The following is a 14,317-nucleotide window of genomic DNA, read 5'->3' as shown; positions in this document are numbered from 1 at the left end:
ATGCGCCGCCTGATGCTGGACCTGCAGCCCGCCCGCACAGGTTGGCCCGCCTGGGCGCTGCTGGCATGCGCACTGAGCCTGCTGCTCGGTACTGCGCTGCTGCAGCAGGGCTTCGATCAACAACAGGCCGGGCTTGAACAGCAACTTGAACAGCTCGACCGGCAACTGGGCAAACGGCCCCAGGCCGAGCCAGCGCTCAATGCCGCGCAAAGCCGCGAGCAGGCCGAAAAACTGGCACAGATGCGCAGCGTCTCGCAGCAACTGCAACGGCCGTGGGAGCGCCTGTTCAACATGCTTGAAGGGCTGCCGCAAGACGACGTTGCCTTGCTCACCCTGACCCCCGATGCGCGCAAGGGCCAACTGCGCATCAGCGCCGAGGCCCGCGACCTGGAGGCCATGCTGGCCTTCCACAAGCGCCTGGAAGCCAGCGACGAGCTGCGCGATGTGTCGCTGCTCAACCACGAAATCATCGCCAAGCAGGCCGAGCATCCGGTGCAGTTCAACCTGTCGGCCACCTGGGAGAACGGCAATGCGCATCCCTAGCCTGATCCTCCATGAACGCGCCCGCCAGCTCGGCGTAGTGGGCCTGGCCGGTGCCGGGTTGCTGGCCCTGGCCCTGCTGTATGGCGTTACTGCCTTGCTCGGCCAATGGCAGCAGTTGCAACAGCTGGAGCAGCAGCGTGATCAGGCCCTGGCCCAGGTCGCGCAGTTCAAGCAGGGCACGCTGAAGCTGGCGCAGGTGCCCAGGCACGAGCTGGAAGACTTTCACAAACAGCTGCCGGCCCAGCCTCAGGCCACTGTGGCCATCGACCGCATCTACGCCCTGGCCAAGGCCGAGCAGATCACCCTGGCCCGCGGCGAGTACGCCCTGGGGGTCGATCCCAAGACTCAGCTGGCGCGTTACCAGATCCTCCTGCCGGTGCGCGGCAGCTACCCGCAAATCCGCCGCTATGTGCATGCCTTGCTCGGCCAGTTGCCGGCACTGGTGCTCGAAGACATTGACCTGCAGCGCAAGAAGATCGGCGACCGCGAGCTGACCGGGCGCATCCGTATGACCCTTTACCTGTCGAGGTCATGATGAACACTCAAAGCAGCCTGGCCTGGCTGGCTTTTCTCGGCACCGCCGCGGTGCTGGCCTGGGCGCCGGGGTATTTCTTCGACGACGTAGCTGAAGACGCCGAGGCGGCTGTTGAGGTCGCCGGCAAGGCTTCTGCACCGCTGACGGCGACCGCGCAGACGGCGGCAAGGCCGGCAGCCCTGCAGCCGCGCGACCTGTTCCCGAGCAAGAGCTGGAAGCCTGCGGTGCAGGTCACCACCGTCACCGAACAACCGGTGGTCATCGCTCCGGTGGCCGTGGCGCCTGTCGCCCCGGCACTGCCATTCCAGTTCGTTGGCCGCCTGGATGATCGCGACGACCAGCAGGTGTTCCTGCAAAGCGGCGAAAAACTCTACGTCGTGCGCCGCGGCGACGTGATCGATGACACCTACCGGATCGAGCAGATCTCCGCTACGGAGCTGAGCCTGGTCTACCTGCCATTGCACCTGTCCCAGACCTTGTCTGTAGGGAGCGCACCATGAATTCGCCAAGGCTCAGCCACAAAGCGCCGTACCTGATGCTTGCCCTGTGTGTCGCCCTGGCCGGATGCGGCACTTCGGGTGTGCGCAAGGACGCCCAGGCCCTGATCGGTGAGGGCCAGTACGAGGCCGGGATCGCCCAGCTTGAAGACGCGCTCAAGGAACACCCGCGCGACACCGAACTGAACATCGCCTTGATCCAGGGCCGGCGCCAGGCGGTGGAGGCGCTGCTGACCCAGGCCGACGGCGACCGCAGCCGCCATGACTTCGGCGGTGCGCGCACAGGTTACGGGCGGGTGCTGACCCTGGAGCCGAACAACCGCCGGGCCCTGGATGCGGTGCGCCAGATCGAGCAGATGCGCAACCTCGGCGAGCGCATTGCCCTGGGCCAGGCGGCGTTGCGCAGCGGCGACCTGTTCGGCGCCGAGCGGCACATGCGCGAAGTGCTGCTGCTCGACCCGCAGAACGAAGGCGGCCTGGCCCTGCGCAAGGACATCGAGCGGGTGCAAAGCCGCACCGCCCAGCCCAACCCGCAACTGCGCAGCAAGCTCGAACGGCCGGTGACCCTGGAGTTTCGCGACGCCAACCTGAAGACCATCTTCGAGGTGTTGTCGCAGGTGGCGGGGCTGAACTTCATCTTCGACAAGGACCTGCGCCCGGACATGAAGGCGACCATCTTCGTGCGTGACGTGCGCATCGAAGACGCCGTGGCCCTGCTGCTGGAACAGAACCAGCTGCACCAGAAGGTGGTGAACGACAACACGCTGCTGATTTACCCGGACTCGCCGCAGAAGATCAAGGATTACCAGGAACTGGTGATGCGCACCTTCTACCTGACCAGCATCGACGCCAACACCGCGCTGAACATGGTCAAGACCATGCTCAAGACCCGCGACGTGTTCGTCGACGAGCGCCTCAACACCCTGACCATGCGCGACACCCCCGACGCCGTGCGCATGGCCGAGAAACTGCTGCAGTCCCAGGACCAGTCCAACCCGGAAGTGGTGCTGGAGGTGGAAGTGATGGAGGTTGCCCGTTCGCGGATCCTCGAACTCGGCCTGCAGTGGCCCAACACCTTTGGCATCCTCAACGCCGATGGCAACCCGGTGGGCACCCTCGACCAACTGCGCGGCATCAACTCCTCGCGCATCAGTATCGCCCCGGCACCGCAAGCCAAGATCAACGCCCAGGACAACGACATCAACACCCTGGCAAGCCCGGTGATCCGCGTCAGCAACCGAGAGCAGGCACGCATCCACATTGGCCAGCGGGTGCCGATCATCAGCGCCACCTCGGTGCCCTCGACCCAGGGCCCGGTGATCACCGAAAGCGTCACCTACCTGGACGTCGGCCTCAAGCTCGAAGTGACCCCGGTGGTGCACCTGAACAACGAGGTGGCGATCAAGGTGGCCCTGGAAGTCAGCAACGCCAAGCCGCTGGAGCCGACCCGCCAGGGCACCATCCCGGTTCAGGTCGACACCCGCAACGCCCAGACCAGCCTGCGCCTGCACGACGGCGAAACCCAGGTGCTGGCCGGGTTGATGCGCAACGACCAGGGTGGCAGCGGCAACAAGATCCCGGGGCTTGGCGACATTCCCGGCCTGGGCCGGCTGTTCGGCAGCAACCGCAGCGACAACAGCCAGTCGGAGCTGGTGCTGTCGATCACCCCGCGGATCATCCGCAACCTGCCGTACCAGAGCCCGTCGGACATGGAGTTTGCCACCGGCACCGAAACCAGCATGCAGATCCGCAACTTCAACCGCAGCATCGAGGTCGACGACGAACAACCCATTGCGGCGGTACCGACCGCGGTGAGGCCGTAAATCATGAAACGCCCGATGGCAGGTTTCAGCCTGATCGAAGTGATGCTGACCCTGGCACTGCTCGGGTTGCTCGCCTCGATTGCCGCGCCGCTGACCGAAACCCTGGTGCGGCGCAACAAGGAGCAGGAACTGCGCACCGCGCTGTACCAACTGCGCGATGCCATCGACGCCTACAAGCGCGCCTTCGACGCCGGCTATATCGAGAAGTCCCTCGACGCCAGCGGCTACCCGCCGAACCTGCAGGTGCTGGTCGATGGCGTGCGCGATGTGCGCAGTGCCAAGGGCGCCAAGTTCTACTTTCTGCGGCGCATTCCCCAGGACCCGCTGCTGGCCGCGCGCAAGGACGACGAGCAGGGCGGGTGGGGCCTGCGCGCCTACGACAGCCCGGCGCAGAGCCCGCGTGATGGTGAAGACGTTTTTGATGTGTACTCCCGGGCCCGCGGCAAGGGCCTCAACGGCATCGCCTACGGGCAGTGGTGAGCAGTATGAAACGCAACCAGGGCTTTACCTTGATCGAATTGCTGGTGGTGATGGCGATCATCGCCACGCTGATGACCATCGCCATGCCGCGCTACTTCAACAGCCTCGAGACCTCGCGCGAGGCCACCCTGCGCCAGAGCCTGGCGGTGATGCGCGAGGCGCTGGACCACTACTACGGCGACACCGGCCGCTACCCCGAGTCGCTGGAACAGTTGGTCGAGCAGCGCTACCTGCGCGGCGCGCCGCTGGACCCGATCACCGAACGCCGTGACGGCTGGCTGCTGGTGGCACCGCCTGAAGGCGTCGCCGGCGCCGTTGCCGACATCAAAAGCGGTTCAACCGGGAGGGCCCGTGATGGCAGCCTTTATGCCGAGTGGTAATGCCGGGCAGGCAGGCTTCACCTACCTGGGCGTGCTGTTGCTGATCGCCGTCACCGGCATGGCCCTGGCGGCCACCGGCACGCTGTGGTCGACCGTCGCCCAGCGCGAGCGCGAACGCGAACTGCTGTGGGTCGGCGGCCAGTACGCCCAGGCCCTGCGCAGCTACTTTCGCGCCTCACCTGGCCTGGCCCAATACCCGCAGAGCCTTGAGGAGCTGCTGGAGGATAGCCGTTACCCCAACCCCAAGCGGCACCTGCGCAAGCTGTACCCGGACCCGATCACCGCCAGCGATGACTGGGGCCTGCTGCGCTCGATCGACGGGCGCATCACCGGCGTCTACAGCCGCTCCCAGGCCCTGCCGCTCAAACGCACCGGCTTTGCCGGGCAATGGTCGGAGTTCGACGGCCTTGAGCACTACAGCGACTGGCAGTTCGTCGCCGAAAAGGCCTTCAACGAAAGCGCTGCCGGCGCACGCAAGGGCCTGGCCCAGGGAGCCGGGCAATGAACCGCCGCCTCAGTGCCCTGGCCCTGGCCCTGGTGCTGCTGGCCGGCACCGCCCGGGGCGGCGCCGAGGACGAGATGATGGGCTTTATCGTCGACAACACCATCTCGCACATCGGCCACGACTTCTATTACAGCTTTGCCGAGCGGCTGCGTGCCACCAGTCGCCTGGATTTCAACCTGGTGGTACGTGAACGACCCGACCCGCGCTGGGGCAGCCTGGTGACGGTCGAGTACGAGCAACGCGTGCTGTACCGGCGTTTTCTGCCACCCAACACCACTGAGCTTAAGGACGCCGCCTACGAGGCTGCGGACCTGGTCAAGGCGCAGATCATCCAGCGCAAGCTGCAGATGCTGCTGCAGGACACCACTGATCTGGAGAGGGACGAGCTATGAACAACAACAAAACCTGCAGCCTGGCCTCGCTGGTATTGCTGGCGAGCCTCGCCAGTGCAGCCAGCGCCACGGAACTGGTCTACACCCCGGTCAACCCGGCGTTTGGCGGCAACCCGCTGAACGGCACCTGGCTGCTCAACAACGCCCAGGCGCAGAACGATCACGAAGACCCGGCCATCAAGGACCGCACCTCGGCCTTTGCCAGCACCTCGGCACTGGAGCGTTTCACCAGCCAGCTGGAGTCGCGCCTGCTCTCGCAACTGCTGACCAACATCAACAACGGCAACACCGGCAGCCTGCAGACCGACGCCTTCATCATCAACGTCATCGACGACTCGGGGGCCCTGAGCATTCAGGTGACCGACCGGGTAACCGGGGAAATCTCGGAAATTCAGGTCAACGGCCTGAACCCTTGAAGGGCCAGGACAACGGGGAGAAACAGCGATGAAACGAATTCTGAGCACACTGCTGATCCTGGCCGCCTTGCAAGGCTGCAGCCTGCGCGAACCGATGCCGGCCGAACAGGACAGCGAAAGCCCGACCCTGACGCCACGGGCCTCGACCTACTACGACCTGCTCAACATGCCGCGGCCCAAGGGCCGGCTGATGGCGGTGGTGTATGGTTTTCGCGACCAGACCGGGCAATACAAGCCGACCCCGGCCAGCTCGTTTTCCACCAGCGTCACCCAGGGCGCGGCGAGCATGCTGATGGATGCCCTGCAGGCCAGCGGCTGGTTCGTGGTGCTTGAGCGCGAAGGGCTGCAGAACCTGCTGACCGAACGCAAGATCATTCGCGCCTCGCAGAAAAAGCCCGACACCCCGGTGAATATCCAGGGCGAGCTGCCGCCGCTGCAGGCGGCCAACCTGATGCTCGAAGGCGGCATCATCGCCTACGACACCAACGTGCGCAGCGGCGGCGAGGGCGCGCGCTACCTGGGTATCGACCTGTCGCGCGAGTACCGGGTCGACCAGGTCTCGGTCAACCTGCGGGCGGTGGACGTGCGCAGCGGCCAGGTGCTGGCCAACGTCATGACCAGCAAGACCATCTACTCGGTCGGGCGCAGCGCCGGGGTGTTCAAGTTCATCGAATTCAAGAAACTGCTGGAAGCCGAGGTCGGCTACACCACCAACGAACCGGCGCAGCTGTGCGTGCTGTCGGCGATCGAGGCGGCGGTGGGGCACTTGCTGGCCCAGGGCATTGAACGGCGCCTGTGGCAGGTGGCGGGGGATGGCAGCGGCGACAAGGCGGTACTGGACAAATACCTGAGCCAGTACCAGAGCCCTGAGTGAGTGTGTCAGTGGCTGGGGCAGCCCTGTTCCTTGACGATCCGCTGGGTCGAGGCCGGGTTGTTGACCAGCTTGGCCGCCGAGCGTGCCGGGCGTTTGACCAGCTCACCGCCGCAATTGGGGCACTGGCCCTTGAGCTGACGTTCGTTGCAGACACGGCAAAAGGTGCATTCGAACGAGCAGATCAACGCATCCGCGCTATCTCCGGGCAGGTCGCTGCCACAGCATTCACAGTTGGGGCGCAATTCGAGCATGGTCAGGTCCTCGCAGGCGGAACGGAATCGTCAGTGTATACGCTCAGGGCCGAAACAGGTGGGCGTGGCCAGCGCGGTACAGCGCCGACTCGCTGAAGCTGTCGTTGCCCAGCACCCGGCCTACCAGAATCAGCGCGGTACGGCGAAAATCCTTGGCTGCCGCTAGCTCGACAATCGTCTCCAGGGTGCCCAGCACCCAGTCCTGGTCCGGCCAGGTTGCGCGGTGCACCACGGCAATCGGGCAGTCGCCGCCATAGTGCGGGCGCAGCTCTTCGACGATTTTAGCCAGGTGCTTGACCCCCAGGTGCACTGCCAGGGTGGTTTGGTGGCGGGCCAGGTCGGCCAGTTGCTCGCCGGCCGGCATGGGTGATTTGTCGGCGTAGCGGGTGAGGATCACACTTTGGGCGATGTCCGGCAGGGTCAGCTCGCAGCCGAGCAGGGCGGCGCTGGCGGCCACGGCGGTGACGCCGGGGACGATCTCGTAGGGGATGCCCAGCTCGCGCAGGTAGCGGATCTGCTCGCCGATGGCGCCATACAGGCTGGGGTCGCCACTGTGCACCCGGGCGACGTCCTGGCCATTGTCGTGGGCGCTCTTGATGGCTTCGATAATCTGCGCCAGGTGCAGTTCGGCGCTGTTGATCAGGGTCTCGGCGCGGTGACCTTCCAGCACTGCGGCGGGCACCAGGGAGCCGGCGTAGATGATCACCGGGCAGCGCTGGATCAGGCGCTGGCCCTTGACGGTGATCAGCTGCGGATCGCCGGGGCCGGCGCCGATGAAATAGACGGTCATGGGGTGTCCTTGCGGGTAAAGGGCTGATTATCAGCGAAAACCGCTGGTGCAGGCCAATGCCAGGCTGGCGTCGGCCTGCAAGGTGCGAGTGACCAGCAGCCGGGCCGGGCCGCCGAGCTGCTCGGCCAGGGCCAGGGCGGCGCTCTCGGCCACGCCATAACAGCCGCTGTGCTGGAAGGCTACCGCAGAGCGATGGCTCAGCTGTGATTCGAAAGCGGCCAGCTGCGCCGCACTGTAGAACCGCAGCGGCACGCCCAGGCGCCGGGCCAGTTCATGCAGGCCGGGTTCGTCGTGCTTGAGGTCGATGCTGGCAAGGCCCATGACCGCGCCGGGCGGCAGGTCATGGGCGAGCAGGGTGCGGGTGAGCAGCTCGTTCAGGGCGTCGGCCGGGCAGCCGCAACGGCAACCCAGGCCGAGGTACAACTGCATCCTCAGGCCTGACTCGAACGGCGGTACAGCCAGGCGCTGATCAGCCCCAGGGCCAGCCAGAACGCGGCGTTGGTCAGCAGCGAGGCGACCTTGAACTCGGCTTCCAGGGCTTCTGGGGCGAGCATCTGGTGCACTTCCGGCTGTGGCGCGCCAATCACATGCGGCACTACCAGCAAGACTGCGCCGACTATCTTAAGCAGCCAGTTGTGGGCAAACACGATCAAGGCCAGGCCCACGGCGGTGGCGGCAGCGGTGCCAACCCACCAGGCCTGGCGCTGGGCCAGGTCGGCGGCTGCGGTGCCCGGCAGTTCCGGTGGCAGGCCCAGGGTCGGCGCCAGGCAGAACACGGCAAAGCCGCCCAGGCCCCAGAGCGCGCCGCTGATCACGGTTTTCGGTGCGCGCAGGGTGTAGAGCGCGGCGAGGATCAGGGCGAAACCAACCGCCACCACCAGATTGCCACCGGTGGTCGACAGCACACGCTGCCAGCCGTCTTGCGGCGACCAGGCTTCGCTGTCGTGATGATGCTCGGCGGTGCCGGCGGCATGTTCATGGGTCGCTTCGAGCGCAGGGGCGGCGCTTTCATAGGTTTCCGCCTGGAGAATCAGCGGCGCGACCCAGAAGCTTTGCAGCAGGGTCAGTAGCAGGGCGGCCAGCAGGCCGGTAAAGCCTGCGGTACTGGCAATACGCTTGATCATCGGGGCAGCACTCAGTGGCAAGGGAAGGCGGCGCTGTGGCGGGTATCGTGGGCAGCGTTGTGCACCGCTTCGATGTGCGAGAAACCGGCGAAGTACACCAGGCACAGGCCCAGCAGCGAGGCGCCGACAGCAACCAGCAGGCGCTGGCTGAGGCTTGACGGGGTAACGGCTTGGTTAATGGCGGTACTGGTACGCATGGCGCTTTCCTCTTGGTGTTGTCGGCAACAGGCAAGCGCAGCAAACCCCTGCGCGGCGTTCGCCCAGGGGTTGTAACAGCGCCCGCCCACCGCGGGTTTGTTCGGTCAAGCGTTGGGCCGGTCTCCGGGCTGGTGAGGGTTGGCCGCAGGCCACACCACAGGCGTCACCTTCCCATGCCAGACAGCGGGCACAGTGGCTCTGACGCTTTTCTCACTTACCGTTGCGGGGGCAGCACCGGACTTGCCATACACCCTATAAAGAGCGTACGACGCACCGGTTTCCCAGTTTCACCCTCAAGGGGCACCCAAACGAATGGCGTTAGCAAATCACGGGCGCGGGCAGGCGTCAATCGTGACAGCAGTTGACCGCTCACCGGGCACTGCGTAGCCTAGCCGCTTCGAGGTTCTTCGGCGCTGGCCGAAGCTAAGACGGGAACGCGGTTCAAGCCGCGGCTGCCCCCGCAACTGTAAGCATTGAAGGGTTCGACACAGCCACTGCAGCACGTGCGGGAAGGCGTCGTTCGACTGGCCACGGCGCCGGTGCAATGCAAGCCAGGAGACCTGCCTCGAACAGTTTCCGACATTCAACCGGGCGGGGTGATCCGGTGGCGAACAGGCCAGGTGCACAACACCTTTGGCGCTCGTCCCGCATGCCCGCCATCCTGCCAAGGGCATCGAAATGAAAACACTGGCCAAACTCCCCGTCACCATCGTTACCGGCTTCCTCGGCTCGGGCAAGACCACGCTGCTGCGGCACATGCTCGACAACGCCCAGGGGCGGCGCATCGCGGTGATCGTCAACGAGTTTGGCGAGCTGGGCATCGACGGCGAAATCCTCAAGCAATGCAGCATCGGCTGCACTGAAGAAGAGGCCAGCGGCCGCGTCTATGAGCTGGCCAACGGCTGCCTGTGCTGCACCGTGCAGGAAGAGTTCTTCCCGGTGATGCGCGAGCTGGTGGCGCGTCGCGGCGACCTCGACCACATCCTCATCGAAACCAGCGGCCTGGCCCTGCCCAAGCCCCTGGTACAAGCCTTTCAGTGGCCAGAAATCCGTAACGCCTGCACCGTTGATGCAGTGATCACCGTGGTCGACAGCCCGGCTGTTGCCGCCGGCACCTTTGCCGCCTACCCGGAGCAGGTCGATGCGCAGCGCAAGCTCGACCCCAACCTTGACCACGAATCGCCACTGCACGAGCTGTTCGCCGACCAGCTGGCCAGCGCCGACCTGGTGGTGCTGAACAAGGCCGACCTGATCGCCGCCGACGATCTGGCCAAGGTTCGCGCCGAAGTCGAAGAAGAGCTGCCGCCGGCGGTCAAGGTGATCGAAGCCAGCAGCGGCCGCCTGCCGCTGGAAGTGTTGCTGGGCCTGGGTGCCGAATCCGAGGCGCACATCGATGGCCGCCGCACCCACCACGACTCGCACCACGACGGTGACGATCACGACGACCATGACCACGACGCCTTCGACTCGATCTCCATCGAGCTGCCGCAAGCCGACGAAAGCCTGCTGCTCGACGCCCTGACCCAACTGGTGGTGCAACATGGCATCCTGCGGGTCAAAGGTTTTGCGGCGATCCCGGGCAAGCCGATGCGCCTGCTGATCCAGGGCGTAGGCACCCGTTTCGACAAGCACTTCGACCGCGCCTGGCGCAGCGAAGAGCCGCGCACCACGCGCCTGGTGCTGATCGGCCAGGAGCTGGATGCGCCGCAGCTGCAAGCGAGCCTGCGCGCCGCCCTGGGCGCTTGACCCATGCACCTGCTGCGGACCCAGCCCGGTGGTTTTGTACCGGACGACAGCATTGCCGACCTCGGCCAGACCCCGGCCGAGCTGGTAATCCTCTGCAGCGGTGACTCGCACCTGGCGCTGCTGGCCGAAACCGCCCAGCAGCTGCCCGAGGATTTCCCCAGCCTGCGTCTGGCCAACCCCATGCAGGTACAGAATCATGCCTCGGTCGACCTGTATGTCGACCAGGTGCTGCGCCATGCCAAGGTCATCCTGGTGTCGCTGCACGGCGGCGTCGGTTACTGGCGCTATGGCGTGGAGCAACTGCTGGAACTGGCCGCCCGCGGCGTGCAGCTGATCCTGGTGCCCGGCGACGACCGCCCTGACCCGGAGCTGACCCGCCTGAGCACGGTGCCGGCCGAGCAGGCCGAACGGCTCTGGCACTTTTTGCGCCAGGGCGGCAAGGCCAATGCCCTGAACCTGTTCAACTGCCTGGCCAGCCAGTACCTGCAGCGCGACTACCCGTGGAGCGCGCCGCAGCAATTGCCGCGCACCGCGGTGTACCACCCGCGCAAGGCCGCTGCGGCGCTGCAGGACTGGTTCGGCGAGTGGCAGGTCGAGCAGCCGGTGGTGCCGATCCTGTTCTACCGCTCGCACCTGCAGGCGGCCAACACGGCCTTTATCGACACCTTTTGCGAGCGTTTGCAACTGGCCGGGCTCAACCCCTTGCCGATTGCCGTGGCCAGCCTCAAGGAGGCCGGTTGCCTGCAGCAGGTCGAAGACTGGCTGGACCAGGTCGACGCTGCGCTGATCATCAACACCACAGGCTTTGCCCAGTCCAGCCCCGAGCAGCCGCACCTGCGCCCGTTTCGCCGCGACATCCCGGTGTTACAAGCGATCTGCGCCCAGGACAACGAACCGGCCTGGCAGGCCAGCGAGCAGGGCCTGGGTGCCCGTGACCTGGCCATGCACATCGCCTTGCCGGAGCTGGACGGGCGCATCATCACCCGCCCGGTCAGCTTCAAGGACCTGGCCTGGCGCAGCGAGCGCAGCCAGTCCGATGTGGTCTGCTACCGCGCCCAGCCCGAACGCATGGACTTTGTCGCCGAGCTGGCGCGGCGCTGGTGTGCGCTGGCGCAGATACCCAACGGGCAGAAGCGCGTGGCGCTGATCCTCGCCAACTACCCGACCCGCGATGGTCGCATCGGCAATGGCGTGGGCCTCGATACGCCGGCAGCGGCGCTGAACATCCTGCGCACCCTGCAGGCCCAGGGCTATCCGCTGGCGCCCTTGCCCGACAGCGGCACGGCGCTGATCCAGGCTTTGCTCGGTGGCGTCAGCAACGACCTGGACAGCCTCGACCTGCGCCCGTGCATGCAGAGCATGGCCCTGGAGGACTACCTGGCGGCCTTTGCTACCTTGCCCGAGGCCAATCAGCTCGCTGTGCGCGAGCGCTGGGGCGAACCGAGCCAGGACCCGATGTGGCGCAGCGGGCGGATGATGATCGCCGGCCTGCGCTACGGCCTGACTTTTGTCGGCATCCAGCCGGCACGGGGTTACCAGCTGGACCAGAGCGCGGTCTATCACGACCCGGACCTGGTGCCGCCGCATGGCTACCTGGCGTTCTACTTCTGGCTGCGCCATGGCTTTGCCGCCGATGCGCTGATCCATGTCGGCAAGCATGGCAACCTGGAATGGCTGCCGGGCAAGGGTGTCGGGCTGTCCGATAGCTGCTGGCCGGACGCCTTGCTCGGGCCGCTGCCGAACATTTATCCGTTTATCGTCAACGACCCGGGCGAGGGCGCCCAGGCCAAGCGCCGCACCCAGGCGGTGATCATCGACCACCTGATGCCGCCGCTGACCCGCGCCGAAACCTACGGGCCGTTGCGCCACCTGGAGCTGCTCGCCGACGAGTACTACGAGGCGCAGTTGCTCGATCCGCGCCGGGCCCGCGAGCTGCAGCGCGACATCCTGGCGCTGGTGCGCGACAACCATATCGATCGCGAACTGCAGATCGAAGGCGCCCTGGACGATGCCGCGATCTGGCTGCCACGCCTGGACACCTACCTGTGCGACCTCAAGGAGTCGCAGATCCGCGATGGCCTGCACGTGTTCGGCGAGTCGCCGGCCGGGCGCCTGCGTATCGATACCTTGCTGGCGCTATTGCGGGTGGAACGCGGTGATGGGCGCGGGGCCAACGGCAGTTTGTTGCGGGCCCTGGCCAAGGCGCTGAACCTGGGCTTCGACCCGCTCGATTGCGACCTCGGCCAGCCCTGGCAAGGCCCTCGGCCCGCACTCTTGGCGACATTGGACGAAGCCTGGCGCACCGCCGGCGATACCCGCGAGCGCCTTGAGCTGTACGCCAGCCAACTGATCGAGCAGAGCCTCGATGGCAGCGTGCAGCTGGTCGGCGGCCCTGAATGGGCACAGGTACAGACGATTCTCGACGCGCTGGCGCAGCAGGTCGCGCCGCAACTGGACAGCTGCGGCCCGGCAGAAATGCACGGCTTGCTGGCTGCCCTCGACGGTCGCTTCGTGCCTGCCGGCCCCAGTGGTGCGCCAAGCCGCGGGCGCCTGGACGTACTGCCGACCGGGCGCAACTTCTATACCGTCGATGTGCGCAACCTGCCGACCACCACCGCCTGGCGCATCGGTTTTGCCTCGGCCAACCTGATCCTCGAACGCCATTTGCAAGACCATGGCGATCACCTGCGCCAGCTCGGCCTGTCGGTGTGGGGCACGGCGACCATGCGCACCGGCGGCGACGATATCGCCCAGGCCATGGCCCTGCTTGGCGTGCGGCCGGTGTGGGCCAGCGGCAGCCAGCGCGTCGACGACTTCGAAATCCTGCCCTTGAGCCTGCTCGACCGGCCACGGGTGGATGTCACCTTGCGCGTCTCGGGGTTCTTCCGCGATGCTTTTGGCAACCTGATCAAGCTGTTCGATGCGGCGGTGCAAGCGGTGGCGGCGCTGGATGAGCCGGATGAGCTCAATCCGCTGGCGGCCAAGGTCCGTAGCGAGCGCGCAGAACTGCTGGCCCAGGGCCTGGACGCCGAACAGGCCGCTCGCCAGGCCGGCTGGCGGGTGTTCGGGGCCAAACCGGGCGCTTATGGCGCCGGCGTGCAGAATGCTATCGACGGACGGTTGTGGAATGACCGCCAGGACCTCGCCGAGGTCTACTTGAATCACGGTGGCTATGCCTATGGCACCGCCGATGACGGCACGCCGGCGCGCGCCGATTTTGCCCGGCGCCTGAGCCAGGTGCAGGCGGTGGTGCAAAATCAGGACAACCACGAGCACGACCTGCTCGATTCCAATGACTACTACCAGTTCCAGGGCGGCATGCTCGCCGCCGTGGAGAGCCTGGGCGGCAGCAGTGTGGCCAGTTACCACGGCGACCACAGCCAGCCGGACCGGCCGCGCATCCGCACCCTGAAAGAAGAGCTGAACCGGGTGATCCGCGCCCGGGCGCTGAACCCCAAGTGGATCGACGGGGTCAAGCGTCACGGCTATAAAGGTGCCTTCGAGTTGGCTGCCACCGTCGATAACCTGTTCGCTTTCGATGCCACCACGCAGTTGATCGACGACCACCATTACCAGTCGCTGGCCGACGCCTATGTGCTCGACGATGCGACCCGCGACTTTATCCGCCAGCACAACCCCGAGGCCTTGCGCGACATCACCGAGCGCCTGCTCGAAGCCCAGCAGCGCGGGCTCTGGCAGGAGCCGGGCGACTACCGTGAAGCGTTGGAAGAACAGCTGCTGGCCGGCGAAGAAGAGAATTGAG

General features: G+C 66.1%; 17 protein-coding genes and 2 riboswitches. Of the genes, 12 read left to right on the top strand and 5 right to left on the bottom strand.

The genetic code is table 11. The features are described from left to right. From ACZ9A3_RS11330 to ACZ9A3_RS11285, 10 genes are read left to right on the top strand one after another with little or no spacing between them, the layout of a single operon-like run. Window positions 1-543 (top strand): pilus assembly protein, encoded by a 543-nt coding sequence (locus ACZ9A3_RS11330; protein WP_045198305.1) that lies wholly within the window; start codon window positions 1-3, stop codon window positions 541-543. Further along, on the top strand, window positions 530-1,078 hold the full coding sequence (locus ACZ9A3_RS11325) for a type 4a pilus biogenesis protein PilO (protein ID WP_093382258.1): 549 nt from the start codon (window positions 530-532) through the stop codon (window positions 1,076-1,078). Before ACZ9A3_RS11330 ends, ACZ9A3_RS11325 begins: the two co-directional genes overlap by 14 nt. Next, on the top strand, window positions 1,078-1,578 hold the full coding sequence (locus tag ACZ9A3_RS11320) for a hypothetical protein (RefSeq protein WP_476252606.1): 501 nt from the start codon (window positions 1,078-1,080) through the stop codon (window positions 1,576-1,578). The genes ACZ9A3_RS11325 and ACZ9A3_RS11320 overlap by 1 nt, the downstream gene beginning before the upstream one ends. After that, window positions 1,575-3,398, top strand: coding sequence for a secretin N-terminal domain-containing protein (locus ACZ9A3_RS11315; RefSeq protein ID WP_476252605.1), 1,824 nt, complete (start codon window positions 1,575-1,577; stop codon window positions 3,396-3,398). Before ACZ9A3_RS11320 ends, ACZ9A3_RS11315 begins: the two co-directional genes overlap by 4 nt. 3 nt (window positions 3,399-3,401) lie before the next feature. Further along, window positions 3,402-3,878, top strand: a complete 477-nt coding sequence (locus tag ACZ9A3_RS11310) for a prepilin-type N-terminal cleavage/methylation domain-containing protein (RefSeq protein ID WP_045198311.1) — start codon at window positions 3,402-3,404, stop codon at window positions 3,876-3,878. 5 nt (window positions 3,879-3,883) lie between these two features. Further along, the gene (locus tag ACZ9A3_RS11305; protein WP_093382267.1) at window positions 3,884-4,258 is read left to right on the top strand and encodes a type II secretion system protein; all 375 of its coding nucleotides are present in this window, start codon (window positions 3,884-3,886) and stop codon (window positions 4,256-4,258) included. Beyond that, entirely contained in the window at window positions 4,233-4,763 is a 531-nt protein-coding gene (locus tag ACZ9A3_RS11300) for a type II secretion system protein (protein WP_045198314.1), read from the top strand. Before ACZ9A3_RS11305 ends, ACZ9A3_RS11300 begins: the two co-directional genes overlap by 26 nt. After that, window positions 4,760-5,155, top strand: coding sequence for a curli production assembly/transport protein CsgE (gene csgE, locus ACZ9A3_RS11295; RefSeq protein WP_045198315.1), 396 nt, complete (start codon window positions 4,760-4,762; stop codon window positions 5,153-5,155). The genes ACZ9A3_RS11300 and csgE overlap by 4 nt, the downstream gene beginning before the upstream one ends. Next, a complete protein-coding gene (locus ACZ9A3_RS11290) occupies window positions 5,152-5,571 on the top strand; it encodes a curli assembly protein CsgF (RefSeq protein WP_045198317.1) in 420 nt (139 codons plus the stop codon). Before csgE ends, ACZ9A3_RS11290 begins: the two co-directional genes overlap by 4 nt. 28 nt (window positions 5,572-5,599) lie before the next feature. After that, on the top strand, window positions 5,600-6,445 hold the full coding sequence (locus ACZ9A3_RS11285; protein ID WP_123566619.1) for a CsgG/HfaB family protein: 846 nt from the start codon (window positions 5,600-5,602) through the stop codon (window positions 6,443-6,445). A 5-nt stretch (window positions 6,446-6,450) separates the two neighbouring features. Here ACZ9A3_RS11285 and ACZ9A3_RS11280 read toward each other — a convergent pair whose 3' ends face one another. From ACZ9A3_RS11280 to ACZ9A3_RS11260, 5 genes are read right to left on the bottom strand one after another with little or no spacing between them, the layout of a single operon-like run. Next, the gene (locus ACZ9A3_RS11280; protein ID WP_093382280.1) at window positions 6,451-6,696 is read right to left on the bottom strand and encodes a DUF1272 domain-containing protein; all 246 of its coding nucleotides are present in this window, start codon (window positions 6,694-6,696) and stop codon (window positions 6,451-6,453) included. A 43-nt stretch (window positions 6,697-6,739) separates the two neighbouring features. Then, window positions 6,740-7,486 (bottom strand): precorrin-4 C(11)-methyltransferase, encoded by a 747-nt coding sequence (cobM, locus tag ACZ9A3_RS11275; protein WP_476252604.1) that lies wholly within the window; start codon window positions 7,484-7,486, stop codon window positions 6,740-6,742. A gap of 30 nt (window positions 7,487-7,516) precedes the next feature. Next, window positions 7,517-7,915: a cobalamin biosynthesis protein gene (locus ACZ9A3_RS11270; protein ID WP_476252603.1), complete on the bottom strand. Its 399-nt coding sequence runs from the start codon at window positions 7,913-7,915 to the stop codon at window positions 7,517-7,519. A 2-nt stretch (window positions 7,916-7,917) separates the two neighbouring features. Continuing rightward, window positions 7,918-8,610: a CbtA family protein gene (locus tag ACZ9A3_RS11265; protein WP_476252602.1), complete on the bottom strand. Its 693-nt coding sequence runs from the start codon at window positions 8,608-8,610 to the stop codon at window positions 7,918-7,920. Between the two features lie 11 nt (window positions 8,611-8,621). Then, entirely contained in the window at window positions 8,622-8,807 is a 186-nt protein-coding gene (locus ACZ9A3_RS11260) for a CbtB domain-containing protein (protein WP_036995824.1), read from the bottom strand. 98 nt (window positions 8,808-8,905) lie between these two features. Next, window positions 8,906-9,132, bottom strand: a riboswitch (cobalamin riboswitch). 59 nt (window positions 9,133-9,191) lie between these two features. Next, a riboswitch (cobalamin riboswitch) is annotated at window positions 9,192-9,390 on the top strand. A gap of 96 nt (window positions 9,391-9,486) precedes the next feature. Here ACZ9A3_RS11260 and cobW point away from each other — a divergent pair. Together cobW and cobN are read left to right on the top strand one after the other, a co-directional pair. After that, window positions 9,487-10,554 carry a cobalamin biosynthesis protein CobW gene (gene cobW / locus ACZ9A3_RS11255; protein WP_045198466.1) on the top strand — a complete coding sequence of 356 codons (1,068 nt, stop codon included), beginning with the start codon at window positions 9,487-9,489 and terminating at the stop codon, window positions 10,552-10,554. 3 nt (window positions 10,555-10,557) lie between these two features. After that, window positions 10,558-14,316, top strand: a complete 3,759-nt coding sequence (gene cobN / locus ACZ9A3_RS11250) for a cobaltochelatase subunit CobN (protein WP_476252601.1) — start codon at window positions 10,558-10,560, stop codon at window positions 14,314-14,316. Window position 14,317 lies beyond the last annotated feature (1 nt).

The sequence above is a fragment of the Pseudomonas sp. TE4620 genome (genome assembly GCF_056279045.1).
This window is presented reverse-complemented; position numbering and strand designations above follow the sequence as displayed.

Bases quoted from the DNA above. Each gene is read 5' to 3' on its own strand.
- ACZ9A3_RS11330 (WP_045198305.1), top strand. From the start codon at position 1: ATGCGCCGCCTGATGCTGGACCTGCAGCCCGCCCGCACAGGTTGGCCC.
- ACZ9A3_RS11325 (WP_093382258.1), top strand. From the start codon at position 530: ATGCGCATCCCTAGCCTGATCCTCCATGAACGCGCCCGCCAGCTCGGC.
- ACZ9A3_RS11320 (WP_476252606.1), top strand. From the start codon at position 1,078: ATGAACACTCAAAGCAGCCTGGCCTGGCTGGCTTTTCTCGGCACCGCC.
- ACZ9A3_RS11315 (WP_476252605.1), top strand. From the start codon at position 1,575: ATGAATTCGCCAAGGCTCAGCCACAAAGCGCCGTACCTGATGCTTGCC.
- ACZ9A3_RS11310 (WP_045198311.1), top strand. From the start codon at position 3,402: ATGAAACGCCCGATGGCAGGTTTCAGCCTGATCGAAGTGATGCTGACC.
- ACZ9A3_RS11305 (WP_093382267.1), top strand. From the start codon at position 3,884: ATGAAACGCAACCAGGGCTTTACCTTGATCGAATTGCTGGTGGTGATG.
- ACZ9A3_RS11300 (WP_045198314.1), top strand. From the start codon at position 4,233: ATGGCAGCCTTTATGCCGAGTGGTAATGCCGGGCAGGCAGGCTTCACC.
- csgE (WP_045198315.1), top strand. From the start codon at position 4,760: ATGAACCGCCGCCTCAGTGCCCTGGCCCTGGCCCTGGTGCTGCTGGCC.
- ACZ9A3_RS11290 (WP_045198317.1), top strand. From the start codon at position 5,152: ATGAACAACAACAAAACCTGCAGCCTGGCCTCGCTGGTATTGCTGGCG.
- ACZ9A3_RS11285 (WP_123566619.1), top strand. From the start codon at position 5,600: ATGAAACGAATTCTGAGCACACTGCTGATCCTGGCCGCCTTGCAAGGC.
- ACZ9A3_RS11280 (WP_093382280.1), bottom strand. From the start codon at position 6,696: ATGCTCGAATTGCGCCCCAACTGTGAATGCTGTGGCAGCGACCTGCCC.
- cobM (WP_476252604.1), bottom strand. From the start codon at position 7,486: ATGACCGTCTATTTCATCGGCGCCGGCCCCGGCGATCCGCAGCTGATC.
- ACZ9A3_RS11270 (WP_476252603.1), bottom strand. From the start codon at position 7,915: ATGCAGTTGTACCTCGGCCTGGGTTGCCGTTGCGGCTGCCCGGCCGAC.
- ACZ9A3_RS11265 (WP_476252602.1), bottom strand. From the start codon at position 8,610: ATGATCAAGCGTATTGCCAGTACCGCAGGCTTTACCGGCCTGCTGGCC.
- ACZ9A3_RS11260 (WP_036995824.1), bottom strand. From the start codon at position 8,807: ATGCGTACCAGTACCGCCATTAACCAAGCCGTTACCCCGTCAAGCCTC.
- cobW (WP_045198466.1), top strand. From the start codon at position 9,487: ATGAAAACACTGGCCAAACTCCCCGTCACCATCGTTACCGGCTTCCTC.
- cobN (WP_476252601.1), top strand. From the start codon at position 10,558: ATGCACCTGCTGCGGACCCAGCCCGGTGGTTTTGTACCGGACGACAGC.